Raw genomic sequence first — 21,785 nt, 5'->3', positions numbered from 1 at the left:
CTCCGTTTAACGTGAGTGGTCAGCCAGACCGGCCAGCTGTGTTTCTGCGTGCAGCAGTTGCTGAACACCACCACCGGCAAACCGACATGCATTGATGAACAGGTGCGCTGGCGCGGCGTTGTTGAAAGTGGATTTCGTTGCATCCGAACCTCCGATTGAATCCATGACAAAGCGCCCGCGCTGGCAGGCTTCTTTGCGATGGAGTGAAAAAAAATGCCCCAAGGGGATGGGGCAAAGACACACAGCATTGGATGATTAACGGAGAGAGCTGCGTCGCTGGATTCGAACCAGATCCGGGGTAGGGAACCCCTCGCATTGCCTTTTATGCTACGACACAACTGAAAGAGCACTACCGCGTTTTTGCCGGTCCATCCTGGCTTTTGGTACTTCCCCGGCTGCGAGATTTTTTTTGAATGCCAGCGCTCTTTCAGTTGTGTGCTGGGATGATGCCCAGCTATCCACCGCCTTTACTTTTAAGCCCAATCAAATGCTGCGGTACTCCGGGCTGTAACTCTGTAGTTTATTGCGGTAAGGATGGTGTGAACGGATATTTCGCTGCATTACCGAATCGGTTTTTGATCATGACGTTTTTGTAAATGATGACCTCTGCATGAAGTGACGCCTTGTCGACTTCATCTTTTAAAGCTCCGTCCCCGATCGTAAGATTGGGATTCTGGAAATCGTCGTCTTCAAGAAATAGGACGGTTAAATTTTTCACTTCGTACATGGAAACCTCGATGGAAATTAAAGGTGACTTTTTAGTGCTGCTGCACAGTAAATCTCAAGATGGTTATCTCGTAGATACCATGTCGGGAATGGTTATGAAGAACATGGATGCATTTACCAAAGAGCTGTCTAGCGATTACTACGTGATTGCAATGGCTGATACTGCAGAAGGGCTGGAAGAGAAAAAGCAAAAGTTGCTCAAGCTGCGAGCCCTCAAAAATGACGGGACGCTTTAAGATTACCTTGGGGTGATAAGCACTCGTCGTATTCCGCTTTGCTCATCGCCTCTTCACCTTCTTTCAAACTGTCGAAATACTCTTCGTAGCTGCTCATGCCGTGATCCTCATTCAGTGGTCTTGCCAAAGCCCCGGATGACAGGGGCAGTGGTAAAGCCACTTCACTTTTACGTTTATCGCTCACTGATGCGTTAATGGGGCGCGAACCCAAAGTACCGGACGCTTCACGCTGCATTTCCATCCGTAACTCGCCTATCTGGAACTCGAACACTTACCGGCGCTCGCTGGCGCTGGGTGGTCGGAAATTGCGGTCTGTCCGCTTTACTTGTCCATGATGAAATCCTCCGGTAAATCGCCAGATTCAACAGAGGCTGGCTCCTCTTTCTTCGTAACCTCCCGCACCGTCATTGTCGAAACTGATCGTGCGAGAGGAAAATATTTCTTCCCCTTAAAGAGCTACTTATCGGTCGATCCCTTTCGGGGCCGGAAGTGATTGCATCGCTCACCTCATCGCGTGCTGCTTAGTTGGCGTCCTGCCGTGTCGATGGAGTGATTATTAGCTGTTGGTTAATTTTAGTCAATAACCAATGGTTAATTTAGCTATCAATTAAAATTATCTAATTGAACTGAAAGTGAATTTATTTTTTATTGAGAGCATGGAGATTGAAAACTCCAGCATGAAGCTGTGCGGGGATGTGTTAATTTGGATGAAATTTCAGCGGAGGTTGATATGTCTGATGCAGATGATTTTTTCCAGCAAGCACATCCGTATGTGGTGAAAGTTCTGGGTACGGCTCTTATGCAGCTATTGGTCGAAGAGAGGGAGTTAACAAGAGAGGCATTGGTTGAAATGATTCAGGTGCTTTATCAGGATGATGATTTTGACTTGGCTGCGGAGTTGGCTATAGATGTGCTTAGTTTACCAGGGAAGGATAGTGATATAGTCGACCAAGCCGGCTATGAAGCCGACTGATTATTATTTTTCAGGCGTAATAGCTGGTGGGGTACTAGTTTGTGGGATTGTATTCACAACAACATTTGGCTGTTGAGGTGGAGCGGGTTTGTTAGCACTTTTATTTGAAAAAAATATTACAATAGAAAGCATAACCGCACAAACACTAATGACCAAAGATATGATCCACTGAGCCTGTGTAAGTCTCTTTTCAGTAGCATCTGATTTTGCACTGATATTATTTAAAGATATTGATATATCTTTAAATGACTCCGTATAAGAAGTCCTAAAATTTGCCATTTCTGTGCGCATAGATGAAGCAACAGATTCAACCTCTGATTTGCTTGCTTTCAGGTGCGCTTGAAGCTCATTTCTTGTCATATCACTCATTTGAGCCTCCGATAAGTTGGTTTCAGGATCATTCTCATAGCTTATACTTATTCCAGAATCTGTGCCACCAACGACCTTAAATGTGCTTCTTTTGGGCTCACCGGCTGTAATATTTTGTTCTTGCATGTGTTTGATCTACCGATAATAACTAGTCAACAGAGAAAAAACTCACATTAGTGTGGAGCGCTAATTCAGTATCTTTCGAATCCATGATTTCACATCTTATTTGATAAATTCCCTTTGCTGGAATGTTAAGTTTTTCGAGCTTAACTACAACTTGCCCATCAATCTCACCACCAAGAATTGTCCCTTTAGTGTTGATTTCTACTGACGCAAGTTCTGTAAATGGATTCAATAGCTGAGCTTCTTCACCTTTTTTTATAGTAATATGAATAGCTTGGATGAACATTTTAATGTTGTATTTATATAGCGGCATTAAACCAACAAATCCAACACGGGTATTAAGAGTTATTTCTGAAGGAAAGATCCCAACTGAGAACTTTGTCTTCGGCTGTATCAACTCATTTTGATCGTCGAATGGAATAACAAAGCTAATTCTTTCAAATCTATCCATTTATAATCCTTATGAGACCCTAATTGATGTTCTCAAAATTCGTTTTATCTCTTTATCTGACTTTAAAGCTAAGACTAGCAGGGTAGTGGATTATCGAATGTAAGACTGCTAACCAAACCGTTTGTAATCTATAGATTGGCGTAACAAAACTTTAGCCATCACGAAGAACTGATCCTCGTCACCATCTTCAATAAACCACTCCTTGTAAGCCGGATTGTCAGACAGAACGCAAAGTCGGTTTCTCTGCATCTGCAGGCGTTTAACGTGGAGAGTTTTTCCGAACACAAAAACATAAACGCCATCGCCATCAAACTGCGTCACGGCCATATCGACGAAAATATCATCACCCGGATTGATAGTGCCTTCCATGCTGTCGCCGCGGACGGTTATCACTTTTACGGTATGTGCTGGGCGGTTACCAAAGAGGGATCGTGCCTGCTCATTGGAGTATTCAATAGCCCGGATCGTTTCAATGAATTCTGTTGATACAAGGTAACCGTGGCCTGCGCTGGCTTGTACATCGAGAACATCAACCCGGTAGAAATCAGCGCCGGACTTGGGATCAACTAATGCTGGCGCATTCTGTCCATTATCTCGCATTTCCCCTCTCCCGTATTCCAACCACTCCGTTCTGACGTTAAGCCAGCGGCTCAGCGCAAGGATGTTTGTCGAGTCAGGTATAGCGGCTGAATTAAACCACTTCCATATACCCGGTTCTGAGATGCTGATTCCCTGTTTGCCTAACGCTTTTTTGACGCGGCCCGGCAGTCCACGGCCTGCCACGCCAGCATCTAAACATGCAGCGTTAAGCCTTTTAGAGAACTCTTCTTTTAAATCTTCGCTTTTAACCATTCGTTAAGTATCCAAAGAATTGACATAACTTTCAGTTAAGATGTATTCTTAACTCGTAGTTAATTTAGCTAACAAGGAACAACTATGAACCCAGTACAAATTGCAGTTAATGCAGTTGGTGGGCAAACGGCAGCTGCCAAGATCTGTGGGCTCTCAGTGGTAGCTGTCCATAAGTGGTATGCAAAAGGCCGCCTTCCCCGAACTGAATATACAAAAAAGACTAACTACGCCGGTCTCTTAGCTGATGCAGCAAAAGGACAATTTACAGCTGAGTGGTTATTAGGCGCGGCGAATCCAGATAAGGTTTAATTCAATAATCTGATTTTAAAGGATTTAAGCATTTCATTTAACCACGATCAGGAGCGTTTGACAGTGGACAAGAAAGCCCCCGACTGGCTCGTCGAAAAACAGCCCGATTGGTATGTCGATGTTTGCCGGGATCTGATCACAGATTTACCTGGTGGATATTTCGAAGCGGCGAAGTGGCTGAAAACGACAGAGGACGGTGTTTACAACCGCCTGAAGGAGCTGAAAGGGCAGGTGATGCCTCTCGGTTTCGCCATGGTTCTGCAGAAAGCTGCCGGTAATCCAAGGCTGGCGCATGAAATCGCATTCCGCAGCGGCGGCAGCTTTGTGCCAAATCCTAACTTGGACGAGCTGGATGATATCGAACTTGGACGCATGTTCCGCGAAATGGCCGTGCGCATGGGTAAGCTGGCGGAAACGTATGACGAGATTACAGCCGATGGCGTGATCGATGACTCGGAGAAAAAGCGCTTTATGTCGGAAGGCAACGTGCTGATAAGCAGTATTACAGCTTTCCAAGAGCATTCGCTGGCGCTGTTCCATAAGCCAGGCGGTGACGTGTGAACGCTGCAAAAAGAAAAGCCGCACTGCGGGAACAGTACGGCCATCACTTCTATAAAAACCACTGAGATTTTATCCATTATGCACAAAAACAAGCGCCCAGCGCAACCCCGAGAATTTACCCGCTACGACTTCGTTCGGCCTGCCGATCCTATTGGTGCGGCGCCCAAGGCATTTCAAAAACGCTTTGCGTCTGAATGGCGCAAGGTGCAGGCGCAGCATGAGGAAAAAACGGATGAGTAGCACCGCTGAAATTATTCAATTCCGCGCAGCAACAGTGCGGGAGGAGTGTCGCGTGGCCGATCTTGATGATGGGTATACACGGCTGGCAACAATGATACTGGAGGAGCTGGCAGGTGCAGATTTCACTAAGCGTCAGTTTAAGGTTCTGCTGGCTGTGATCAGGCTGACATACGGCTGGAATAAACCCCGTGACCGGATAGCTAACTCTCAGCTTTCTGAGATTGCAAAGTTGCCTGTCAAACGCGTGAGTGAAACGCGTGTGCAATTACTGAAAATGAACGTTTTATCTGCGGTAGGCCAGATGATTGGTATCAACAAAAACGTGTCCGAATGGGTGCTCCCTCAAAACGAGGGATTATCCCTCAAATCAGGGGATAAAAAATCCCTCAATTTAGGGGAGTCCTATCCCTCAAAACAGGGGGACACCATAGACATTATTCCAAAGACATTAAAAACAGATCCCCCTAAAGCCCCCAAGGGGGAAACCGGGAAGGAATTTTCAGAACAAGTTCTGGCAGAAGCAAAACAGGCTCTCGAGTATTACAACGAGATCACCCAAGGCAGTTGCCGTTCTGCAGAACCATTCGCAGTGCTTCTGACAGAAGCCAAGTCCCGCAGCGCCTATACCCTGCAAGACCTGCAGTTAGTCGTTCGCTGGGTGGTGATGACGTGGAAGCGCCGAAATAACACCGTGGCTAAGCCTGCCAATATCTGCCGTGTGGGCAGGTTTGATGGCTACCTGTCTGACGCCACGCAGTGGCAGAAAACCTTTGTCGATATCGACTGTCAGGCTGTCATCGATGCCTACAACGAAGTTACATCGGGTCATCTGGCACCAGCAGAGCTTTATCCCGACCGTGAAATTGCTATTCGTGAACTGGCTGGTTACCTCGCTAAAAAAACACCTCAGGGATTCAGGGCATATTTCGCTGCATTTCTGGCAAATGCGCGCGAATTCCATTACGGCGGCGCGGACGGAACCGGTTTTCGCGCCCATTTTGATTACCTGATGAAGCCAGAGACGCTGCGCAAAGTACGGGAGGGAACACTGTGATTAATACGGATATCGAGGCAAGCGTGATCGGCGGCCTGCTGCTGAACGGCTATACCCCAGACGCGGCGGATGTGCTGGCCACTCTCAGCCATGAGGCTTTCTCAGTGCCGTTTTACCGAGAAACGTTCAAGGAAATTAAGCGTCAAGCCAACAATCGCGGCTTGATCGACAGCCTGCTGGTGGCTGAGGCAATGGGTAATGACCAGTTCGCTAACGTCATGGAAACTATGCGCCAGTGTCCGTCAGCGGCGAACCTGAAAGGCTATGCCCGCATCGTCGGAGAGTTTTCCCAGATCCGCCAGTTCTCCCAACTGATGGAAAACTATTACGACCAAATCACCGGCGCGAACAACCATGAGCGGGCAATCGACACCATTCAGGAGTTTGTCAGCCAGGTTATGAGCATCAACCGGCCGACAGATGAGGTGCAGCCCGTTCACATCGATGAGCTGATGGGCTCATATGCCGAATTGCTCGAGCATCGCCTCCTGAACGGCGAGGAATCGGACACGTTGAAAACCGGCATTCCTGAGCTGGATGAAATTACCGGCGGCCTGAACAACGAAGATCTGATCATCGTTGCTGCGCGCCCTGGCATGGGCAAAACCGAATTTGCCCTGACCGTGGCCGAAGGCGTAGCGGAAAGCACCATCCGGATCGGTGAGGAGACCATGCCCCGCGGCGTGCTGATTTTCAGCATGGAAATGAGCGCGCAACAGGTCATAGAACGCCAGCTGGCTGGCGCTGCGAATATGCCTGTTTCCTCATTACGCAAGCCTTCACGGATGGACGATGAGGACTGGGCGCGCGTATCGATGGGCATTAAGCGTCTGTCTGGCCTGCAGGTGTGGGTGGTTGATGCGTCGAAACTGACCATTGAGCAGATCCGGGCGATTTCTGAACGCCACAAACGCAAGCACCCGAACCTATCCCTGATCCTGTGCGATTACCTCGGCTTGATCGAGAAACCGCGTGCCGAACGAAATGATCTGGCAATTGCCCATATTTCCGGCGGGATGAAGCGCATGGCGAAAGACCTGAAAACGCCAGTGATGTCTCTCAGCCAACTATCACGCGACGTGGAGAAGCGCCCGAAAGGCCAGAAGCGGCCCGTTAACTCAGACCTGCGCGACGGCGGGAGCATTGAGCAGGATGCCGACGGGATTTATATGCTGTATCGCGAAGGCGTGTATGACCCGGAAAGCCCTGCCGCGCCGTTCGCTGAGATCATCGTTACCAAGAACCGGTTTGGTGAGCTCGGAACGGTTTACCAGCAGTTCAAAAACGGCCACTTCAAGCCCACAGATCAGGCGCATGCCGCCGAGATGTGCAAACAGCGCCAGTCAGCGCCAGCTGCTGCAGGCCGCCGTTATGGGAAGGCGGATTTTTGATGGATGATTTCTGCCTGCACGAAACCACAAAAGCGCAGCTCTGGCCGGTACTGAAAGAGCTGGTCGCATCTGGCAAGCGCTACCGCGTCAGCATCAAAGAGTGGAAAGAAAAGCGCTCAATCAGCCAGAACTCGCTGCTATGGAAATGGAGCGGCGAAATCGCCGGGCAGCTCGCCAAAACAGGAAAAGGCAATCTCTCCGATGAGCAGATGCACGAATACCTGAAAGAGATTTATTGCCCGGCGAAGGCGATCACTGTCATGGGTGAAACGCGCTACGTGAAATCGACCAAACTGCTCGACACAGGGGAAATGACGATTTATCTCGATCAGCTCAATACGTGGGCGTGCCAACGTGGCTTTCGCCTGACCATTCCGGCGCGCTGCGAATACCAGCAACTTAGAAATCAGCAGGAAGGATTATGAAAATCGACAATAGAGGCAGGGTATTGTCGGATGCATGCCTGCAGACGATGGGCGGCAATGGTCGTTTTAAGCCGAAGCATGGAATGAAAAACACCGCTGAATATCGCACTTGGGTTGATATGAAAGCGCGCTGCCTGAACCCCAACAGAGATTCATATCCGAACTACGGTGGCAGAGGAATCAAAGTCTGTGAACGGTGGATGAGCTTTGAAAACTTTTTTGCAGATTTAGGCCCTCGCCCTGATGGGAATAGCATTGACCGGATTAACCCTGACGGCGATTACGAGCCCGGGAACGTGCAATGGATTTCGCTGATTAAGCAGCAGAGCAATAAAAGAAGCAATGTGTTCGTCAATTACATGGGCGAGAAGATGACAGCAACACAGTACGCGCGACTGACCGGCCAAAAACCAGACTCTGTAAGAAGCAGTATCCGCAAAGGCAGAAAATTAAAGGACGCGACCATATGCGAACCTATGCAATAACTCCGATACCAAAGCCGAGGCAAACGCAACGAGACCGCTGGAAACAGCGCCCGCCTGTGCTGCGTTATCGCGCGTTCTGTGACGAAGTGCGGCTTAACCGCATTTCCCTGCCTGATTGCGGCTGGCACGTCACGTTTGTTTTGCCAATGCCAGCAAGCTGGAGCAAAAAGAAAAAAGTGGAAATGTCCGGTAAGCCACACCAGCAAAAGCCGGATAAAGACAATCTGGAAAAAGCATTGCTCGATGCAATTTTTGAAGATGACTGCCGGATCTGGGACGGTCGCGTCTCTAAGGTCTGGGGTGAAACCGGTCAGATAATTATTGGAGAAACAGCATGAATCTCGAAGCAGCTATTAAGCATTTTTCACCGAAATGCCTGATGATCAGTGACTCATCGCGCGCGACAGCATCTGCTGCCCTGACCGGTACCGATGTGATGGCTGCTCTGGGTATGGCGCAGGCGCGCGCTGAACTGGGATTCGCTCTGTTCTTCGCAAAACACATGAAAGACCGGCAGAGCAGGGATAAAGCCGTGAAACTGCTGGCGCAGATCGCCATGAAGATAGCGCCAGTGACCATCGGCAAAGTTGCTGGTCGACGAATGGCAAAGGCCATGCTGATTCTCTGTGGTCAGGCGGTGGAGGTTTATTGCCGAACCGCAGATGATCCTCATGTGCGCTGCCCGCAGTGTAAAGGCCGTCGAAAAGTTGCAGCGATAGCGCTGGCGAACGGCGGGGGAGTCGTTTGCGATTATGCTTTGATGGGCCTGGCCGAAGGGCAATTTAGTGAGCCAGAGGAGCGTGAATGTCCGCGTTGTCACGGTAGTGGTTTGAAAGCTTCCCCATCCTCACGCGCTTACCGGGCGATAAATGCGTTGTTGCCTGAGCTGCCTCAGCGTACCTGGTCCCTTAATTGGAAACCTTTGTACGATGAACTGCTGAGTCGCTGCGAGGCTGAGGAATCGCAGGCAGACGCGCAGTTTATGAAAATAACGCGCAACGATACGATGGCGGCATAATTTCAACTTATCGTTAATTTTAGCGACGCGTTATTTGCATTCTTGCCAAAAGTGTAATAGATTCCTCGCAATGATGGGATTTCAATACCCCAAAGATTTTGAGCCTCGGCACTCGCCGGGGCTTTTGCGTGTTAATGACTTGTAAATTGCGACACCATTGAGAGATATGTCTGGTACGAACCTGCTCCAAAAGCTGCTAATGAGAGAAACCCCGCAACTATGGCTATGAAATTTAGTGAATGTCCAGTTATCTGCCATTTCTTCATTGTTCCAAGGGAGCTTCTTGTAAAACATGATTGTGCTAAATAGGTAAACCCAGAACAGCCTGCAGCTAAAAAGACTCCAATACAGAACATTAGCAATCCTTTTGAAACTAAAAGTGCTGCCATATCCAGTGAGCCTTTACTCCAGATATTCCCAATAAAAGCCAGCAAAGCTACCGAAGCACCTCCGTTTATGAGCATGCAACTTTTTGCCGCATTTATTCCTATGGTAATGGTTGATTTGAATGACTCAAGGCGGATAGCTTCGTTAATTTTAAGTACTTCAATATTTATTTGTTGTTGAGCTTTGAACGTCTCCAAAGAAAAATCATGATTTTGCGGGGATTGTTCTTTTGCGGTTTCAAGGTGTTTTATTAAGCTGTCAATGCTGACATGAGTGTTACCTTTATCTTTAAATTCAGTTACTTCATAGATTATTTTATCTAAAATATCATTTTGGCTCATTTAAACATCCTTTATTAAAACCTAAGTGGACAAAATACCTCGAATTTGTGACTAAATCACTTTCTGTGCCTATTCGATATTCAACATCTTTTTTAACTAATTACAAACTTCTCTAAGGCTGCCAATTTTGCGGCCTTTTCTCGTTTTGGCGGCCAGTCAATCAGCTAACCATTCATCCTTTCGCAAACGGACTGAGCCGCTAAACCCCTCTCGACTACGCACCCAACCGGATGACCGGAGGGGGAGACTATGAAAATGGACGAAAAATACAGTAACGCTACATACGGTGGTGCTGGAATTACGGCCTTCTTTGCAAGCTTATCCCTTCAGGATTGGGGCTTTATCGCTGGCGTGCTGATCGGGGCGCTCTTTACTGCTTTGACGTACTTCCTGAATCGTCGCGAACAGATGAAGCGCACCCGGATTCTTCAGGAAATCGCCGACAAGGTAGATGCAAAAAATCCATCAGCAACCGCCCAGGTTGTTAACGAGCTCGCGCAGAAAACCAGCGAGGTCTGAAGTGGCAAACCTTAAAACGAAACTCAGTGCCGCCATGCTGGCGCTGATCGCTGCTGGCGCTTCTGCACCAGTGCTGATGGAGCAGTTTCAGAAAGAGAAAGAAGGCACCAGCCTGATTGCCTATCAGGATCAGGGCGGCGTCTGGACTATCTGCGGTGGCGTTACCTCTGTGAATGGAAAGCCTGTGGTCAAGGGCATGAAATTAACCCGGATGCAGTGCGAAACCATCGATAAAGCAGAGCAGGCCAAAGCGCTGGATTGGGTTGAGAAGAATGTTCACGTTCCTTTGACCGAGCCGCAAAAAGTCGGCATTGCTTCATTCTGCCCGTGGAATATCGGCCCCGGAAAATGCTTCACCTCCACGTTCTACCGAAAACTTAACGCTGGGAACCGATTAGGGGCATGCGCTGAGATAAAACGCTGGATTTGGGACGGAGGTAAAGACTGCCGTATTCGCTCCAATAACTGCGCTGGACAGGTCATCAGGCGTGATCAGGAAAGCGAACTGACCTGCTGGGGGCTCGATGAATAACAATTTACCGATTGTGCTGGCCTTCGTGGCTGGCGCTGCTCTTTCCTGGTGGGTTGAAGGGCTGCGCTGGGACGCTAATGTCTCCAAGCTGAATGAAGACCACACTGCCGCGCTGAAGAAACAAAGCGATCAGGCCGTGATTGACCTGACCAACCAGCAGAAGCGTACCGAAGCGGCACAGGCCGCGCTGACAGCGCTGGATGCTAAGCACACGAAGGAAATGGCAGATGAACAGGTCAAGAATGAGAAATTGCGCTCTGATGTTGCTGCTGGTACTCGCCGGGTGCGGATCGCCGCGGCAAACCTTGCTACCTGTCAGCTCGTCGGGAACAGCACTTCCGGCACCGGCATCCTGGGCGATGCAGTACAAATCGACCTCTCGCCAGCAGGTGGATCAGCTGTTCTCAGTCTCAGAGAGTCAACCAGTAGAGACGACCAAGTAATCCAATACCTTCAGGGCTATGCCGCTGAAGTCCAGAAGCGTTGCAAAATTAACTGATGAAGGAATGATTGATGAGCGAAGCGAAACCTCAAGACGGCAGCACGGTCAAAGGCTATCGAACCCTATCCGAGCAAGATATTGCTGATATGAACTCATTGAAGGCGCTTAGCCGCCAATTTGTCTCGCACCTTGAAAGGCTGCGCAGTGATGGAGCGGACCCGCGGTGGCTGGCGATCGCCAAAACGGATATGCAGACTGCATGCATGGCTGCGTGCCGAGCTGTGGCGCAGCCAGACGGCGACTGCTAAGGCATTACAGCAGGCATTCACTGAGGGCCTGCGATAATGATGGCTGAGCCGTGTGGTTAATGGTGAATATGGTCAACTTACTGACGCCGCTCAACGGGATTATTTCACCCTCAGAGAGCGAATCGAAACCAGCGGGAAAGTGATTCTGGGCTACAGGCGTATGTGCGTGAGCAGTGCTTAAAAAAGTAGATAAAGAGCCCAAAATAAGGGCTCTGCGATTAGAAGATGGTTATTGTTCCGGGAACATTACGCCAAACGAATATTTTGGTTTTCCGTTACTGATCTTTAATACTTTTTCCTCTTCATCCCATTCCATCTCCTGCCAGTCAGTGTTGAAATACTGGAAATCGCCGATGGGTTTATCGAAACCAAATTCGACTTTGTTATGGTCAATGGTGATCGTTATAGTGTGCTCAATGCCTTTCACATAGCCTGTAAGGGTTGATACCACATCAGTGGAAATATCTAAATAACTACGGCAATCTTGGGCTGCAATCATTGACTCTATGCTCATACCTTTTCCTTTTTATAACTATTAACCGCGCGCTTCGCGGCCAGGCTCGTCTTCTGCAACGCGGTATCGCCAGTACTTACCAGATTTGACCCATACGACATTTTCTTCGTTTAGCTTCCTAAATGCGGCAAGAACATTTTTGGCTAAAGATAGGTTGCCATCTGAGTTGTCTACTAAAAAATCTTCTCGATCTAGCCTTACCAGGTGGTCAACTACATCTTCTTGATACAGGCAGCTTTCAAGAGCTAATTTTGCCTGCATCCAGTCGGCAATTTCTGATGCGGTCACTATTTTACCTCAATAAGCGAAGGTTCGCGGAATCTGCCTTCTTCCAGTTTTTTGCCTGCAAACCACTGGCAAGTATAAAAACCATTGAATTGATATTCGCCTCCAGATACACGACTCCGATCTAAAGAGAACACGCTCATTACTGGGCCTCCTGCGTTCAGTTGAACCTTACTACCAACATCAAATTTAGGCTTTTCCCCAACCCATTTTATTGCGCTCATTTTATAACCTCATTGTGTGTGGGCTATTTCAATGGGGATTGAGAAGATGTAAATCAATCTCTGGCTGCAATGAATATCAAAAATATGACCGTAAACTAGGAATGAATATGGCAAAACCGGATTGGGGGGCCATTCAGAAACATTTCCTCGCCGACCATGCCATAACGAACATATCCCCAAAGACTGGTGTGAGGCGCAGGGCATCAACTACGCCACGGCGCGCCGCTACGTCAAAAAACCATCCGCTACAGATGCGCAAAAAACTGCGCAGAAGAAAGTGCGCAATGTGCGCAGCGAAGCCGTTGTGTCGAGCATAGACGAACTGATTGACGACGACGGTTTCACACCGATGCAAGCTGCCTTTGTCATTGAATATCTTAAAGATAAGAACGCGTCTCAGGCAGCTTTACGCGCTGGCTATTCCGACTCATCGACCGGTCCGCAGCTGATCAGGAAAGATCATATTGCGCAGGCTATCAATCGCCAACTGCGCGCAATCGCGGAGCGCCAGCTGATAACCGCCGACCAAATTGTTGCCCGGATGTGGAACATGGCGACTGTTGACGTGAACGAGCTGGTCGAATATCGGCGCTATTGCTGCCGTTACTGCTGGGGAAAGCTTCACGGTTACCAGTGGACGGAAGAGGAATATGGACGAGCTCGCGGCCAGGCACTCATCGATAAAAAGCCGGAGCCTGATGTTGCCGGTGGTTTTGGCTTTCGCGAGAAACGTCCGCCGCATCCCGAATGCCCTCAATGTAACGGTGACGGCACTGGCGCGGTACACATCCATGATTCACGTCGGCTTTCACCGGCTGCGCGCATGGCTTATGACGGCGTGAAGGTGACTAAAGACGGCATTCAGGTGCTGATTGCCGATCGTGGCCGCATGCTGGAGAACGTCGCGAAGCATCTCGGCCTGTTTGATAGCCCCGCGGCGAAGCAGCTGCAGGAGCTGGATATCGAGGCCAGGAGGATCGAGAACCAGCGTGCGCGTCAGGATGAGAAGAACGAAGGAACTGAGCCAACACCGGTTCAAATCATCATTAATGCTGTAGACGCGAGGGTTAAAGATGGCGATCAGTCCGACGCTTAACATCCCTCAGGCGCGCTTTCTCGCCATGCCGCATAAGTTCAAAGCATACGTTGCTGGGTTCGGCAGCGGCAAAACGTGGGTAGGCTGCGGCGGTATCTGCAAAGGTTTTTGGGAATTCCCAAAAATCAACCAGGGATATTTCGCGCCGACTTATCCTCAGATCCGCGACATTTTCTATCCGACGGTTGAAGAGGTCGCTTTCGACTGGGGTCTGAACGTCAAGATCAATGAGAGCAACAAAGAGGTTCACTTCTACGAAGGCCGGATGTATCGCGGTACCACTATTTGCCGCTCAATGGAGAAGCCCGCCACGATTGTCGGTTTTAAAATTGGTAATGCGCTGGTGGATGAACTGGACGTCATGCCCGCGGCTAAAGCTCAGCAGGCGTGGCGTAAAATCATCGCTCGTATGCGCTATAACGTGCCCAATCTGCGAAACGGCATTGATGTGACGACGACGCCTGAGGGCTTCAAGTTCGTTTATCAGCAGTTCGTGAAGGCGGTGCGCGATAAGCCGGAACTTTCCACACTGTACGGACTGACGCAGGCCAGTACATTCGACAATGCGAAGAACTTGCCGCCGGACTACATTTCTTCGCTGTTGGGCTCCTACCCGGAAGAGCTGATCAAAGCTTACCTACGCGGGCAGTTCACCAACCTGGCAAGTGGCACCATTTACCATCAGTTCAATCGACAGAAGAACAACTGCGCAGATGAAGAGCAGCCAGGAGAACCACTTTTTATCGGTATGGATTTCAACGTAGGCAAGATGGCTGCCATCGTTCACGTCAAACGTGATGGGCAGCCGCGCGCTGTTCGTGAACTGACAAAGGTCTACGATACCCCCGCGATGATTAAGCGTATTCAGGAGGAATTTTGGCGCTACGAAGGCGGTCGGTACGTGGCCAGCCGCCAGATTTATATTTATCCCGACGCCTCCGGGGACAGCCGCAAATCAAACAATGCCAGCGCGACCGATATCGCGCAGCTGAAGCAGGCGGGATTCAGCGTGTTGGTTAACCCATCCAACCCACTAGTTAAAGACCGCATCAACTCGATGAACGCCATGTTCTGTAATGCGCTGGGCGAACGCCGCTATCTGGTGAATGTACAGCGTTGTCCGGTCTATACCGAAAGCCTGGAGCAACAGGTATGGGATAAGAACGGCGAGCCGGACAAGAAGGCGGATAACGACCACCCAAACGACGCAGGCGGTTATTTCATCGTGAAGGATTTCCCGATCATCAAGCCGCAGGGCAGAGCCACCCCACTACGGATGTAAACCATGCCAGATATCTCAACACCCAATCTTGACTATGGGAACATGGTCGAAGCGTGGGACATCAATGATGCCCTTATGGGCGGAACGCTGTACATGCGCCAGCTGGGTGAAAGCTATTTGCCACGCTGGCCGAACGAAGAGATCGACGCCTATAAAAAACGGCTGGGTGCGGCAACTCTGCTGCCTGCCTACGAGGAGACAATAAGCCAGAACAACGGTCGCGTTTTTGCGGAACCGGTGAAGCTAAGCGACGAAACGCCGGACCAAATCGTTGAAATCTGCAAAAACGTCGATATGGCCGGTAATCGGCTGGAGGTTTGGGCGCAGGAATTCTTTCGGATGGCTTCCCAATATGGTCTGTCGCATGCGCTTGTGGATTACCCGCGAGTTGATGCTGAAGCTGTTAAGACAAAAGCGCAGGAGAAGAAGTCCGGCGCGCGGCCGTATGTGACACTGATTAATCCGCGTCAGGTGATCGGGTGGGACTCGAAAGTTCAGAATGGCTCAGTGGTTTTAACAGAGCTGCGGATAAAGGAAATCATAGTCGAAAAAGGCGATGATTTTAGTCAGAAGAAGGTTGAGCAGATCCGCTACATGACGCCCGGAAAAGTGCAAATCTACCGCAAATCAACGGGAAACGATGGCGCTTCAGTTTGGTCTGTACACGAGGAGTGGAACACCTCAAGAAGCGATATCACCCTCGTTACCCTCTACACCAAGCGCACCGGTTTCATGTGCGGCAGCCCGCCGTTGCTTAACCTTGCCATGTTAAACATCAAGCATTGGCAGAGCCAGAGCGAGCAGGACAACATTCTGCATGTCGCGCGGGTGCCTATCCTGAGCGTTTACGGTCTCGCCGAAGGACAGGAGCTGACGATCGGAGCATCAACGGCGACCCGATTCGACGACCGCTCTCGTCAGGGTATCGAATATACCGAGCATACCGGCAATGCGATTGGAGCCGGAAAAACCTCAATCGAGGATTTAGAGCAGCAGATGCGGCAGGCTGGCGCGAAGTTGCTGCGAGCTGAAAATACCTCCACTAAATCCGTCGATCAGACCAACGAAGAACGCATGCAGGAGCATTCGCCGCTTTATACCATGGCGAACTCGCTCGAGGATGCGCTGGATAATGTGCTGCAAATCATGGCCGACTGGCTTGGATTGCCGGAAGGCGGAAACGTCGACGTGCGGACTGAGCTTGAAGCGGCGGAGCAGACGATAAACGCACCGGCGGCGATGGCTATCCAGTCATTGCGTCAGGGTGGAGACATTCGGCCTATTGACGCAGTGCGTGCTTTGCAGAGCCTGCGCATCATCGATCCGGACGCCAAGCCTGAATTGGTGATCGACGAACTGAACAATCTGGCGCCGAACATGGCAGGCGGTCCGAATGGCAACGGTCAATGAGCATTTCCGTGATGAGGCGATCAGCCATGCGCTGTTTGTAAGCCGTTATTCCACTGGCGTCTCGAAGCGGATGGTGAAAATCCTTAACGAAAGCGATGCTGAGCTCACCGCGCGGTTGTTGGTTGCTATGGACGGGCTGGCGCCGAATAGTTTCACCGTGCGCCAGCTGGAGGGATTGCTGGGCAGCGTCCGGCAGATAAACCAGACCGCCATTCAGGCAACTTTCTCTACTCTCGCGGATGAGCTGCAGAGCTTCGCAGATCATGAGGCTGGTTATCAGCTCAGCTTGTTTGATGCCATCATGCCCGCGCCTGTTAAGCATCATTTCCCGTTGGCGGCTATCACTGCAGATCAGGTGTATGCCGCAACGATGGCCCAGCCATTTCAGGGACGTTTACTGAGCGAGTGGGCGACCAATCTGGAGAACGACCGGCTGGCGCGGATCACCAACGCTGTCCGGGTAGGATATCTCACCGGTAAGCCTACCGAGCAGATAGCGCGAAATGTTCGAGGCACGGCGACGAATAACTTTCAGGATGGCGCTATCCAGGTGAGCCGGGCTAACGCCGCCAGCATCACCAAGACGGCCATCAACCATCTTGCGGCAACGGCGCGCACCCAGTTTGCGGAGCACAACAGCGATATTGTGGATTGTAAACAGTGGCTTTCGACACTGGATAACAAAACCACGCCGACCTGCATTATTCGGGACCGGTTGAAGTACTCGCTGGAGAATAAGCCCATCGATCACGAAGTCCCTTACCTGCAGGGACCCGGTCGGATCCACTTTTGCTGTCGCTCGACCGAAACGCTGGTAACGAAATCATGGCGTGAACTCGGCATCGATGTAGATGAAATGGATGCGGGAATGCGCGCCAGCATGGACGGGCAGGTTGCGGCGCAGACAACGTACAGCGAATGGCTCAGCCAGCAATCCCTATACCGGCAGGTTCAGGTGCTGGGTGATACACGCGCCAGACTTCTGCGGAAAGGTGGTATGAAGGTGCCGGATTTCTTCACTGATAAGGGGGAGTGGATCACGCTAAATAAGCTGAAAGAAATCGATGCCGCTGCGTTTGAAAAAGCCGGTTTTTAGACATTTGAAATATTTATATGAGGCTGCCTTAGGGCGGCCTTTTTTATGCCTGCCGTTTAGCGGATGCGATACGGCGCCGGGTCGGATGACCTTTTGATTACGGCCGGAAGGCCTGGAGAAAAACCATGAAATTGAAATTAGATGCTGACGGAAAGGTTGTCGTTGAAAACGGAATGCCGGTATTCATCCATGATGATGGCAAAGAAATCCCGTTCGATGCGCCAGCCGCACTGAGCAAGATCACTGCCCTGAACGGCGAGGCTAAATCGCACCGTGAAGGCAAAGAAGCGGCGGAAGCCCAGCTTGCGAAGTTCTCAGGCATCGAAGACCCGACGAAGGCGCTCGAAGCCATTCAACTGATGACCAAAATCGACCAGAAGAAGCTGATTGATGCGGGAGCAGTGGATCAGGTGAAGGCTGAGATCACCAAGTCATTTCAGACGCAGCTCGATGAAGCAAACGGCAAGAGCAGCAAGCTCGAGCAGCAGCTCTATCAGGAAATGATCGGTGGCCGTTTCAACGGTTCGTCTTTCATCAAAGATAAAGTCGCTATCCCCGCTGATTTTGTTCAGGCCCGCTTTGGTCAGGCTTTCAAAATCGAGGACGGCAAGGTGGTTGCCTATGACCCATCCGGTAACAAAGTGTACTCACGCACCAAGCCCGGCGATCTGGCCGACTTTGACGAAGCGCTGGAGTTCCTGGTCGAGCAGTACCCGCAAAAAGACCACATCCTTAAATCATCCGGCGCCAGCGGCGGTGGCTCTCAGCAGTCACAGCACCAGGCTGGTCAAAAAACCATGAAACGCGATGCGTTTGACTCGCTGGACCATACCGGCAAGCAAGCTGCGCTCAAAGACGGCGTGAGCATCGTAGATTAATTTCGGAGTAACACATGTCTAATACTTTAACTGGCCTGATCCCTACTATTTACACCGCGCTGGACGTGGTATCCCGCGAACAGGTCGGTTTTATTCCGGCCGTTGCCCGAAACACCAAAGCCGATGCTGCTGCAAAAGGCCAGTCAGTGCTGGCACCTGTCGCGCCCGTGGCTACGACCACTGACATTATTCCTGGCCCAACAGCGCCAAACGACGGCGATCAAGATATTGGCTCTGTCGACGTTAAGATCACCAAATCCAAAATGGCACCGGTTAAATGGAACGGTGAAGAGCAGCTGGCGATTGGGCCTTCCGGTACCTACAACACCATTCTGGCAGACCAGTTCAAGCAAGCATTCCGCGCTTTGGCGAATGAGGTAGATGGCGATCTGGGCGCGCTATATTACGGTTCTTCCCGCGCTGTCGGCACTGCGGGTACCGCGCCGTTTGGGGTGAAAGAAGATTTCTCTGATTTCGCCAATGCACGACAGGTTCTGTCAGACAACGGTTCACCGACGACCGATCTGCAAATGGTGCTGGGTTCCTCTGCGATTTCGAATCTTCGCGGCAAACAGTCAGTGTTGTTCAAAGCCAATGAGGCGGGAACCGATCAGCTGTTGCGTGAGGGTATTCTGGGGCGTGTTGAAGGCTTCAATATCCACGAGTCTGCAGGCGTTAAACGAGTTTCAGCTGGCGCGGGCAGTGGTTATCTCGTGAACGGCGCTAAATCAGAAGGCGACATCATTATTGCAGTCGATAGCGGCACCGGGGCTATTGCTGCGGGTAAGCTTGTCACTTTTGAAGGCGATGACCATCAATATGTGATTGCGGCAGCGACTGCGACAACCATCACGCTGGCAGCTCCGGGACTGCGTCAGGACCTTGCGGATAATGCGGCGATCACCATCGGCGGCGCGTTTACCGCCAACATGGCATTCGACCGCAACGCATTCCTGCTGGCGTCGCGCACACCTGCTATGCCGGACGGCGGCGACACAGCGGATGACGTTATGAATGTGACCGATGCTGTTTCAGGGATCACCTTCCAAATCGCCCTTTATCGTCAGTATCGCCAAGTGCGTTACGAGGTCGGTTTGGCGTGGGGTATCGCGTCAATCAAACCTGCACACTCAGTGATTGTTCTGGGTTAACCGTCATTTGAAGGGGCTTCGGCCCCTTATTTATTGGAGGCCACTATGGCTGGATTAACCAAAGAGCAGCGTGATGCGAAAAACGCGGCTGAAACTGATGTAATGAGCGTTGCGATGTTCCGCGATGAGCCAGAATATGCAGGCGGTCCGGTATTGGCAGATGTTCACGCCGATGAGGTTACCCGTTGGCTGGATCAAGGCTGGCGCGTTGCGGAATCAGAGTAAGGAGCTGAGGGATGCTGATCACAGATCCAGATTCGCCTGACTTTGAAAGCTACGCCAGCGCCGCTGACATGCGTGAACTGGCCTTACGACGGGGTTACGCCGTGCCGGATGACGTCGCCGAATGTGAGCAGCTACTGGTTCAGGCTATGGATTACCTCGTAGCGTTGAAGTGGAAGGGGACCCGCTCAGTTCCTTCGCAGCCATTGGCCTGGCCGCGCAGTGGTGTCGTTGTCGACGGCTATGCATTGCCAAGAAAGTCTATCCCGAAACAACTCATTCTGGCGCAATGTCGGTTAGCCGTAGAAGCGCAGGAAACTGATCTGCAACCTTCATTTTCCGGAGGCGGACAGGTGACACAAGAAACGGTGACCGGCGCGGTCAGCGTCTCTTATGCAGAGGGTTCATCAACCGATGCGCCTTCATTCGCCTGGCTGAACGGCTTGCTGCGTGGAATGGTGACGAGCAGCACACAGGTTCAGGTGGTTCGAGGATGATATGGCAATCAACTATCTGCGAATGCGCGCAACCGCAACGCGGTTGCTGACCGAGAACGGCCGGCAATACCTGCTTACGCGTGGCGGCACCGTGAAAATGGTGGCAGGCAAAGAAGTCACCTCGCTAATTGAAACGGCGAGGCCGGTCGGGGTCATCACGGCTTATGCACCGGGCGAAATCGACGGGACGCGGATCCAGAATGGTGACATCAAACTGACGGCGACGTATGACGTCGAAATCAGGACTGATGACCGGATCGAGGTAGACGGGAAAAAGTACCGTGTTGTGCTGCCGGGTCCAGTAAAACCGGCAGCAACACTGATTTGTTATAAAGCTCAGCTGAGGGCGTAACGATGGCTGATAACGATTCGTTTATGACATCGATTAATGCCTTCGTGGCGACGGCCAAAGCCAATCAGGAAGAAGTGATCCGCGCTACCGGCATCAAAATTCTCGCCCGTCTCGTCGACATGTCACCTGTCGGAAATCCCGAAGTGTGGGCGGTTAACCAGACTGCAGTGGCCTACAACAAAGAAGTGTTCGACCATAACGAAGCCCTGAAATCGGATGCCGCCAACCTGACCAAAACCGGTCGTCTGAAGCGTAAGGCGCGGGTCAGTGACGGCATGGATGTGAAAGCGCCAGCGGGTTATACCGGCGGCCGTTTCCGTGGTAACTGGCAGGTGTCGCTGGACGCGCCAGCGACCGGAGAAACTGGCGTTATCGACAAAAGTGGTGGGGCGACAAAAGCGGCCGGCGGTTTAGTCATGGCGTCGTTTAAGGTCGGCACTAAATCCATCTACTTCTGCAACAACGTGCCTTATGCCTATTTGCTGGAATTCGGTCATTCCAAACAGGCACCCGGTGGCATGGTGCGCATCACCGCTGAAGAGTTTCAGCGTTTCTTTACTGAATCAGTGCAGGAGGTGAGACCGTGAGCCAACAAGTCATAACTCAGCTGCTTGAGGCGCGACTGGGTGAGTGGGCAGAAGCGCAGGGTCTGCAGGTAGCTTTCGACAATATCGGGTTCAGTCCTCCCGATGGGATCTATCTTGAATCCCACGTTATGCCAGCGACGACGGCTGCTATCGACCTCAGCCGACAGGCCATGGTGTTTCGCGGGGTCTACCAGATAAACATTATCGCCCCCGCCGGTACCGGAAAATCAGCAGGTGGTCTCATCGCTGAACAACTGATCCAACTGTTCCCTGAAAATCAGGAAATGAGCGACGTCGGCCTGACTTGTTATATCAATAGTGTGCCCAGCGCTTTCGCAGGCATATCTACAGAAACCTCTTACACCATCCCCGTCAGTATGTCTTATCGCGCTGACATCTCGTAAGCGCCGCCTGCTGGCGGTTTAAAATCCCTCTTAATGGAGAATCCC

The 21,785-nt window shown here is 50.9% G+C and carries 35 protein-coding genes and 1 pseudogene; 26 read left to right on the top strand and 10 right to left on the bottom strand.

The features are described 5' to 3' along the window. Nucleotides 1-6 precede the first annotated feature (6 nt). Nucleotides 7-165 carry a hypothetical protein gene (locus ACM5QY_RS17955; RefSeq protein ID WP_416122052.1) on the bottom strand — a complete coding sequence of 53 codons (159 nt, stop codon included), beginning with the start codon at nucleotides 163-165 and terminating at the stop codon, nucleotides 7-9. Between the two features lie 355 nt (nucleotides 166-520). After that, complete coding sequence (locus tag ACM5QY_RS17950; protein ID WP_159281201.1) at nucleotides 521-727, bottom strand: hypothetical protein; 207 nt, start codon at nucleotides 725-727, stop codon at nucleotides 521-523. A 10-nt stretch (nucleotides 728-737) separates the two neighbouring features. Between ACM5QY_RS17950 and ACM5QY_RS17945 the strand changes: the two genes are divergently transcribed. Next, entirely contained in the window at nucleotides 738-962 is a 225-nt protein-coding gene (locus ACM5QY_RS17945; RefSeq protein ID WP_416122051.1) for a hypothetical protein, read from the top strand. Here the strand turns inward: ACM5QY_RS17945 and ACM5QY_RS17940 are convergent. Then, a complete protein-coding gene (locus ACM5QY_RS17940) occupies nucleotides 940-1,203 on the bottom strand; it encodes a hypothetical protein (protein ID WP_416122050.1) in 264 nt (87 codons plus the stop codon). The genes ACM5QY_RS17945 and ACM5QY_RS17940 overlap by 23 nt on opposite strands. Before the next feature lie 489 nt (nucleotides 1,204-1,692). Between ACM5QY_RS17940 and ACM5QY_RS17935 the strand changes: the two genes are divergently transcribed. Continuing rightward, nucleotides 1,693-1,935, top strand: a complete 243-nt coding sequence (locus tag ACM5QY_RS17935; protein WP_416122049.1) for a hypothetical protein — start codon at nucleotides 1,693-1,695, stop codon at nucleotides 1,933-1,935. A gap of 3 nt (nucleotides 1,936-1,938) precedes the next feature. Here ACM5QY_RS17935 and ACM5QY_RS17930 read toward each other — a convergent pair whose 3' ends face one another. The 3 genes from ACM5QY_RS17930 to ACM5QY_RS17920 form a co-directional block, all read right to left on the bottom strand. Continuing rightward, nucleotides 1,939-2,430, bottom strand: a complete 492-nt coding sequence (locus ACM5QY_RS17930; protein ID WP_416122048.1) for a hypothetical protein — start codon at nucleotides 2,428-2,430, stop codon at nucleotides 1,939-1,941. Between the two features lie 22 nt (nucleotides 2,431-2,452). Beyond that, nucleotides 2,453-2,878 (bottom strand): hypothetical protein, encoded by a 426-nt coding sequence (locus tag ACM5QY_RS17925; RefSeq protein WP_416122047.1) that lies wholly within the window; start codon nucleotides 2,876-2,878, stop codon nucleotides 2,453-2,455. Between the two features lie 108 nt (nucleotides 2,879-2,986). Beyond that, entirely contained in the window at nucleotides 2,987-3,730 is a 744-nt protein-coding gene (locus tag ACM5QY_RS17920; protein ID WP_416122046.1) for a S24 family peptidase, read from the bottom strand. An 84-nt stretch (nucleotides 3,731-3,814) separates the two neighbouring features. Here ACM5QY_RS17920 and ACM5QY_RS17915 point away from each other — a divergent pair, with 84 nt between their 5' ends. From ACM5QY_RS17915 to ACM5QY_RS17880, 8 genes are all read left to right on the top strand, one after another. Next, the gene (locus ACM5QY_RS17915) at nucleotides 3,815-4,039 is read left to right on the top strand and encodes a helix-turn-helix domain-containing protein (RefSeq protein ID WP_416122045.1); all 225 of its coding nucleotides are present in this window, start codon (nucleotides 3,815-3,817) and stop codon (nucleotides 4,037-4,039) included. 63 nt (nucleotides 4,040-4,102) lie between these two features. Then, nucleotides 4,103-4,600 carry a YmfL family putative regulatory protein gene (locus tag ACM5QY_RS17910; RefSeq protein WP_416122044.1) on the top strand — a complete coding sequence of 166 codons (498 nt, stop codon included), beginning with the start codon at nucleotides 4,103-4,105 and terminating at the stop codon, nucleotides 4,598-4,600. 232 nt (nucleotides 4,601-4,832) lie between these two features. Then, on the top strand, nucleotides 4,833-5,894 hold the full coding sequence (locus ACM5QY_RS17905; protein WP_416122043.1) for a replication protein: 1,062 nt from the start codon (nucleotides 4,833-4,835) through the stop codon (nucleotides 5,892-5,894). After that, nucleotides 5,894-7,285, top strand: a complete 1,392-nt coding sequence (locus ACM5QY_RS17900; RefSeq protein WP_416122922.1) for a replicative DNA helicase — start codon at nucleotides 5,894-5,896, stop codon at nucleotides 7,283-7,285. Before ACM5QY_RS17905 ends, ACM5QY_RS17900 begins: the two co-directional genes overlap by 1 nt. Continuing rightward, nucleotides 7,285-7,710, top strand: a complete 426-nt coding sequence (locus ACM5QY_RS17895) for a NinB/YbcN family protein (RefSeq protein WP_416122042.1) — start codon at nucleotides 7,285-7,287, stop codon at nucleotides 7,708-7,710. The genes ACM5QY_RS17900 and ACM5QY_RS17895 overlap by 1 nt, the downstream gene beginning before the upstream one ends. Beyond that, nucleotides 7,707-8,195: a hypothetical protein gene (locus tag ACM5QY_RS17890; RefSeq protein WP_416122041.1), complete on the top strand. Its 489-nt coding sequence runs from the start codon at nucleotides 7,707-7,709 to the stop codon at nucleotides 8,193-8,195. Before ACM5QY_RS17895 ends, ACM5QY_RS17890 begins: the two co-directional genes overlap by 4 nt. Next, nucleotides 8,177-8,533 (top strand): RusA family crossover junction endodeoxyribonuclease, encoded by a 357-nt coding sequence (locus ACM5QY_RS17885; protein ID WP_416122040.1) that lies wholly within the window; start codon nucleotides 8,177-8,179, stop codon nucleotides 8,531-8,533. Before ACM5QY_RS17890 ends, ACM5QY_RS17885 begins: the two co-directional genes overlap by 19 nt. Continuing rightward, complete coding sequence (locus ACM5QY_RS17880) at nucleotides 8,530-9,213, top strand: antitermination protein Q (protein WP_416122039.1); 684 nt, start codon at nucleotides 8,530-8,532, stop codon at nucleotides 9,211-9,213. Before ACM5QY_RS17885 ends, ACM5QY_RS17880 begins: the two co-directional genes overlap by 4 nt. 131 nt (nucleotides 9,214-9,344) lie before the next feature. Here ACM5QY_RS17880 and ACM5QY_RS17875 read toward each other — a convergent pair whose 3' ends face one another. Then, entirely contained in the window at nucleotides 9,345-9,941 is a 597-nt protein-coding gene (locus ACM5QY_RS17875) for a hypothetical protein (protein ID WP_416122038.1), read from the bottom strand. Nucleotides 9,942-10,190: 249 nt separating this feature from the next. Between ACM5QY_RS17875 and ACM5QY_RS17870 the strand changes: the two genes are divergently transcribed. From ACM5QY_RS17870 to ACM5QY_RS17850, 5 genes and pseudogenes are all read left to right on the top strand, one after another. Next, nucleotides 10,191-10,460 (top strand): phage holin family protein, encoded by a 270-nt coding sequence (locus ACM5QY_RS17870; RefSeq protein WP_013575116.1) that lies wholly within the window; start codon nucleotides 10,191-10,193, stop codon nucleotides 10,458-10,460. A gap of 34 nt (nucleotides 10,461-10,494) precedes the next feature. After that, nucleotides 10,495-10,992 (top strand): lysozyme, encoded by a 498-nt coding sequence (locus tag ACM5QY_RS17865; RefSeq protein ID WP_416122921.1) that lies wholly within the window; start codon nucleotides 10,495-10,497, stop codon nucleotides 10,990-10,992. Continuing rightward, on the top strand, nucleotides 10,985-11,491 hold the full coding sequence (locus ACM5QY_RS17860) for a lysis system i-spanin subunit Rz (RefSeq protein ID WP_416122037.1): 507 nt from the start codon (nucleotides 10,985-10,987) through the stop codon (nucleotides 11,489-11,491). The genes ACM5QY_RS17865 and ACM5QY_RS17860 overlap by 8 nt, the downstream gene beginning before the upstream one ends. 14 nt (nucleotides 11,492-11,505) lie before the next feature. Then, a complete protein-coding gene (locus tag ACM5QY_RS17855) occupies nucleotides 11,506-11,742 on the top strand; it encodes an Acb2/Tad1 domain-containing protein (RefSeq protein ID WP_152324080.1) in 237 nt (78 codons plus the stop codon). Between the two features lie 73 nt (nucleotides 11,743-11,815). Further along, a pseudogene (locus ACM5QY_RS17850) lies at nucleotides 11,816-11,931 on the top strand (lysis system i-spanin subunit Rz); the annotation flags it as partial. Between the two features lie 40 nt (nucleotides 11,932-11,971). Here ACM5QY_RS17850 and ACM5QY_RS17845 read toward each other — a convergent pair. From ACM5QY_RS17845 to ACM5QY_RS17835, 3 genes are read right to left on the bottom strand one after another with little or no spacing between them, the layout of a single operon-like run. Next, nucleotides 11,972-12,256, bottom strand: a complete 285-nt coding sequence (locus tag ACM5QY_RS17845) for a hypothetical protein (protein ID WP_416122036.1) — start codon at nucleotides 12,254-12,256, stop codon at nucleotides 11,972-11,974. 21 nt (nucleotides 12,257-12,277) lie between these two features. Further along, complete coding sequence (locus tag ACM5QY_RS17840; protein WP_416122035.1) at nucleotides 12,278-12,544, bottom strand: DUF6953 family protein; 267 nt, start codon at nucleotides 12,542-12,544, stop codon at nucleotides 12,278-12,280. After that, on the bottom strand, nucleotides 12,544-12,765 hold the full coding sequence (locus ACM5QY_RS17835) for a DUF2158 domain-containing protein (protein WP_416122034.1): 222 nt from the start codon (nucleotides 12,763-12,765) through the stop codon (nucleotides 12,544-12,546). The genes ACM5QY_RS17840 and ACM5QY_RS17835 overlap by 1 nt, the downstream gene beginning before the upstream one ends. A 121-nt stretch (nucleotides 12,766-12,886) precedes the next feature. Between ACM5QY_RS17835 and ACM5QY_RS17830 the strand changes: the two genes are divergently transcribed. The 11 genes from ACM5QY_RS17830 to ACM5QY_RS17780 all read left to right on the top strand — a co-directional run bounded on the left by ACM5QY_RS17830 (nucleotide 12,887) and on the right by ACM5QY_RS17780 (nucleotide 21,740). Further along, the gene (locus ACM5QY_RS17830; protein WP_416122033.1) at nucleotides 12,887-13,861 is read left to right on the top strand and encodes a terminase small subunit; all 975 of its coding nucleotides are present in this window, start codon (nucleotides 12,887-12,889) and stop codon (nucleotides 13,859-13,861) included. Further along, nucleotides 13,839-15,143 (top strand): terminase large subunit domain-containing protein, encoded by a 1,305-nt coding sequence (locus tag ACM5QY_RS17825; RefSeq protein WP_416122032.1) that lies wholly within the window; start codon nucleotides 13,839-13,841, stop codon nucleotides 15,141-15,143. The genes ACM5QY_RS17830 and ACM5QY_RS17825 overlap by 23 nt, the downstream gene beginning before the upstream one ends. Nucleotides 15,144-15,146: 3 nt before the next feature. Continuing rightward, entirely contained in the window at nucleotides 15,147-16,553 is a 1,407-nt protein-coding gene (locus ACM5QY_RS17820; protein ID WP_416122031.1) for a DUF4055 domain-containing protein, read from the top strand. After that, nucleotides 16,537-17,649: a hypothetical protein gene (locus tag ACM5QY_RS17815; protein WP_416122030.1), complete on the top strand. Its 1,113-nt coding sequence runs from the start codon at nucleotides 16,537-16,539 to the stop codon at nucleotides 17,647-17,649. Before ACM5QY_RS17820 ends, ACM5QY_RS17815 begins: the two co-directional genes overlap by 17 nt. A gap of 125 nt (nucleotides 17,650-17,774) precedes the next feature. After that, on the top strand, nucleotides 17,775-18,527 hold the full coding sequence (locus ACM5QY_RS17810; protein ID WP_122095927.1) for a DUF6651 domain-containing protein: 753 nt from the start codon (nucleotides 17,775-17,777) through the stop codon (nucleotides 18,525-18,527). A gap of 14 nt (nucleotides 18,528-18,541) precedes the next feature. Beyond that, the gene (locus tag ACM5QY_RS17805; RefSeq protein WP_416122029.1) at nucleotides 18,542-19,678 is read left to right on the top strand and encodes a P22 phage major capsid protein family protein; all 1,137 of its coding nucleotides are present in this window, start codon (nucleotides 18,542-18,544) and stop codon (nucleotides 19,676-19,678) included. A 45-nt stretch (nucleotides 19,679-19,723) separates the two neighbouring features. After that, on the top strand, nucleotides 19,724-19,903 hold the full coding sequence (locus ACM5QY_RS17800) for a hypothetical protein (RefSeq protein ID WP_416122028.1): 180 nt from the start codon (nucleotides 19,724-19,726) through the stop codon (nucleotides 19,901-19,903). A gap of 11 nt (nucleotides 19,904-19,914) precedes the next feature. Beyond that, nucleotides 19,915-20,397 carry a DnaT-like ssDNA-binding protein gene (locus ACM5QY_RS17795; protein WP_416122027.1) on the top strand — a complete coding sequence of 161 codons (483 nt, stop codon included), beginning with the start codon at nucleotides 19,915-19,917 and terminating at the stop codon, nucleotides 20,395-20,397. A 1-nt stretch (nucleotide 20,398) separates the two neighbouring features. Then, nucleotides 20,399-20,749 (top strand): hypothetical protein, encoded by a 351-nt coding sequence (locus ACM5QY_RS17790; protein ID WP_416122026.1) that lies wholly within the window; start codon nucleotides 20,399-20,401, stop codon nucleotides 20,747-20,749. A 2-nt stretch (nucleotides 20,750-20,751) separates the two neighbouring features. After that, a complete protein-coding gene (locus tag ACM5QY_RS17785; protein ID WP_416122025.1) occupies nucleotides 20,752-21,336 on the top strand; it encodes a hypothetical protein in 585 nt (194 codons plus the stop codon). Further along, nucleotides 21,333-21,740, top strand: a complete 408-nt coding sequence (locus ACM5QY_RS17780) for a DUF4128 domain-containing protein (RefSeq protein ID WP_416122024.1) — start codon at nucleotides 21,333-21,335, stop codon at nucleotides 21,738-21,740. The genes ACM5QY_RS17785 and ACM5QY_RS17780 overlap by 4 nt, the downstream gene beginning before the upstream one ends. The last annotated feature ends 45 nt before the right edge of the window (nucleotides 21,741-21,785 follow it).

It is taken from the genome of Rahnella sp. PCH160, assembly GCF_047784855.1.
Classification (GTDB): Bacteria; Pseudomonadota; Gammaproteobacteria; order Enterobacterales; family Enterobacteriaceae; genus Rahnella.
The sequence above is the reverse complement of the archived record's forward strand: the minus strand, read 5'-3'. Positions and strand labels throughout refer to the sequence as shown.

Bases quoted from the DNA above. Each gene is read 5' to 3' on its own strand.
- ACM5QY_RS17955 (WP_416122052.1), bottom strand. From the start codon at position 165: ATGGATTCAATCGGAGGTTCGGATGCAACGAAATCCACTTTCAACAAC.
- ACM5QY_RS17950 (WP_159281201.1), bottom strand. From the start codon at position 727: ATGTACGAAGTGAAAAATTTAACCGTCCTATTTCTTGAAGACGACGAT.
- ACM5QY_RS17945 (WP_416122051.1), top strand. From the start codon at position 738: ATGGAAATTAAAGGTGACTTTTTAGTGCTGCTGCACAGTAAATCTCAA.
- ACM5QY_RS17940 (WP_416122050.1), bottom strand. From the start codon at position 1,203: ATGGAAATGCAGCGTGAAGCGTCCGGTACTTTGGGTTCGCGCCCCATT.
- ACM5QY_RS17935 (WP_416122049.1), top strand. From the start codon at position 1,693: ATGTCTGATGCAGATGATTTTTTCCAGCAAGCACATCCGTATGTGGTG.
- ACM5QY_RS17930 (WP_416122048.1), bottom strand. From the start codon at position 2,430: ATGCAAGAACAAAATATTACAGCCGGTGAGCCCAAAAGAAGCACATTT.
- ACM5QY_RS17925 (WP_416122047.1), bottom strand. From the start codon at position 2,878: ATGGATAGATTTGAAAGAATTAGCTTTGTTATTCCATTCGACGATCAA.
- ACM5QY_RS17920 (WP_416122046.1), bottom strand. From the start codon at position 3,730: ATGGTTAAAAGCGAAGATTTAAAAGAAGAGTTCTCTAAAAGGCTTAAC.
- ACM5QY_RS17915 (WP_416122045.1), top strand. From the start codon at position 3,815: ATGAACCCAGTACAAATTGCAGTTAATGCAGTTGGTGGGCAAACGGCA.
- ACM5QY_RS17905 (WP_416122043.1), top strand. From the start codon at position 4,833: ATGAGTAGCACCGCTGAAATTATTCAATTCCGCGCAGCAACAGTGCGG.
- ACM5QY_RS17895 (WP_416122042.1), top strand. From the start codon at position 7,285: ATGGATGATTTCTGCCTGCACGAAACCACAAAAGCGCAGCTCTGGCCG.
- ACM5QY_RS17890 (WP_416122041.1), top strand. From the start codon at position 7,707: ATGAAAATCGACAATAGAGGCAGGGTATTGTCGGATGCATGCCTGCAG.
- ACM5QY_RS17885 (WP_416122040.1), top strand. From the start codon at position 8,177: ATGCGAACCTATGCAATAACTCCGATACCAAAGCCGAGGCAAACGCAA.
- ACM5QY_RS17880 (WP_416122039.1), top strand. From the start codon at position 8,530: ATGAATCTCGAAGCAGCTATTAAGCATTTTTCACCGAAATGCCTGATG.
- ACM5QY_RS17875 (WP_416122038.1), bottom strand. From the start codon at position 9,941: ATGAGCCAAAATGATATTTTAGATAAAATAATCTATGAAGTAACTGAA.
- ACM5QY_RS17870 (WP_013575116.1), top strand. From the start codon at position 10,191: ATGAAAATGGACGAAAAATACAGTAACGCTACATACGGTGGTGCTGGA.
- ACM5QY_RS17865 (WP_416122921.1), top strand. From the start codon at position 10,495: ATGCTGGCGCTGATCGCTGCTGGCGCTTCTGCACCAGTGCTGATGGAG.
- ACM5QY_RS17860 (WP_416122037.1), top strand. From the start codon at position 10,985: ATGAATAACAATTTACCGATTGTGCTGGCCTTCGTGGCTGGCGCTGCT.
- ACM5QY_RS17855 (WP_152324080.1), top strand. From the start codon at position 11,506: ATGAGCGAAGCGAAACCTCAAGACGGCAGCACGGTCAAAGGCTATCGA.
- ACM5QY_RS17845 (WP_416122036.1), bottom strand. From the start codon at position 12,256: ATGAGCATAGAGTCAATGATTGCAGCCCAAGATTGCCGTAGTTATTTA.
- ACM5QY_RS17835 (WP_416122034.1), bottom strand. From the start codon at position 12,765: ATGAGCGCAATAAAATGGGTTGGGGAAAAGCCTAAATTTGATGTTGGT.
- ACM5QY_RS17825 (WP_416122032.1), top strand. From the start codon at position 13,839: ATGGCGATCAGTCCGACGCTTAACATCCCTCAGGCGCGCTTTCTCGCC.
- ACM5QY_RS17820 (WP_416122031.1), top strand. From the start codon at position 15,147: ATGCCAGATATCTCAACACCCAATCTTGACTATGGGAACATGGTCGAA.
- ACM5QY_RS17815 (WP_416122030.1), top strand. From the start codon at position 16,537: ATGGCAACGGTCAATGAGCATTTCCGTGATGAGGCGATCAGCCATGCG.
- ACM5QY_RS17810 (WP_122095927.1), top strand. From the start codon at position 17,775: ATGAAATTGAAATTAGATGCTGACGGAAAGGTTGTCGTTGAAAACGGA.
- ACM5QY_RS17805 (WP_416122029.1), top strand. From the start codon at position 18,542: ATGTCTAATACTTTAACTGGCCTGATCCCTACTATTTACACCGCGCTG.
- ACM5QY_RS17800 (WP_416122028.1), top strand. From the start codon at position 19,724: ATGGCTGGATTAACCAAAGAGCAGCGTGATGCGAAAAACGCGGCTGAA.
- ACM5QY_RS17795 (WP_416122027.1), top strand. From the start codon at position 19,915: ATGCTGATCACAGATCCAGATTCGCCTGACTTTGAAAGCTACGCCAGC.
- ACM5QY_RS17790 (WP_416122026.1), top strand. From the start codon at position 20,399: ATGGCAATCAACTATCTGCGAATGCGCGCAACCGCAACGCGGTTGCTG.
- ACM5QY_RS17785 (WP_416122025.1), top strand. From the start codon at position 20,752: ATGGCTGATAACGATTCGTTTATGACATCGATTAATGCCTTCGTGGCG.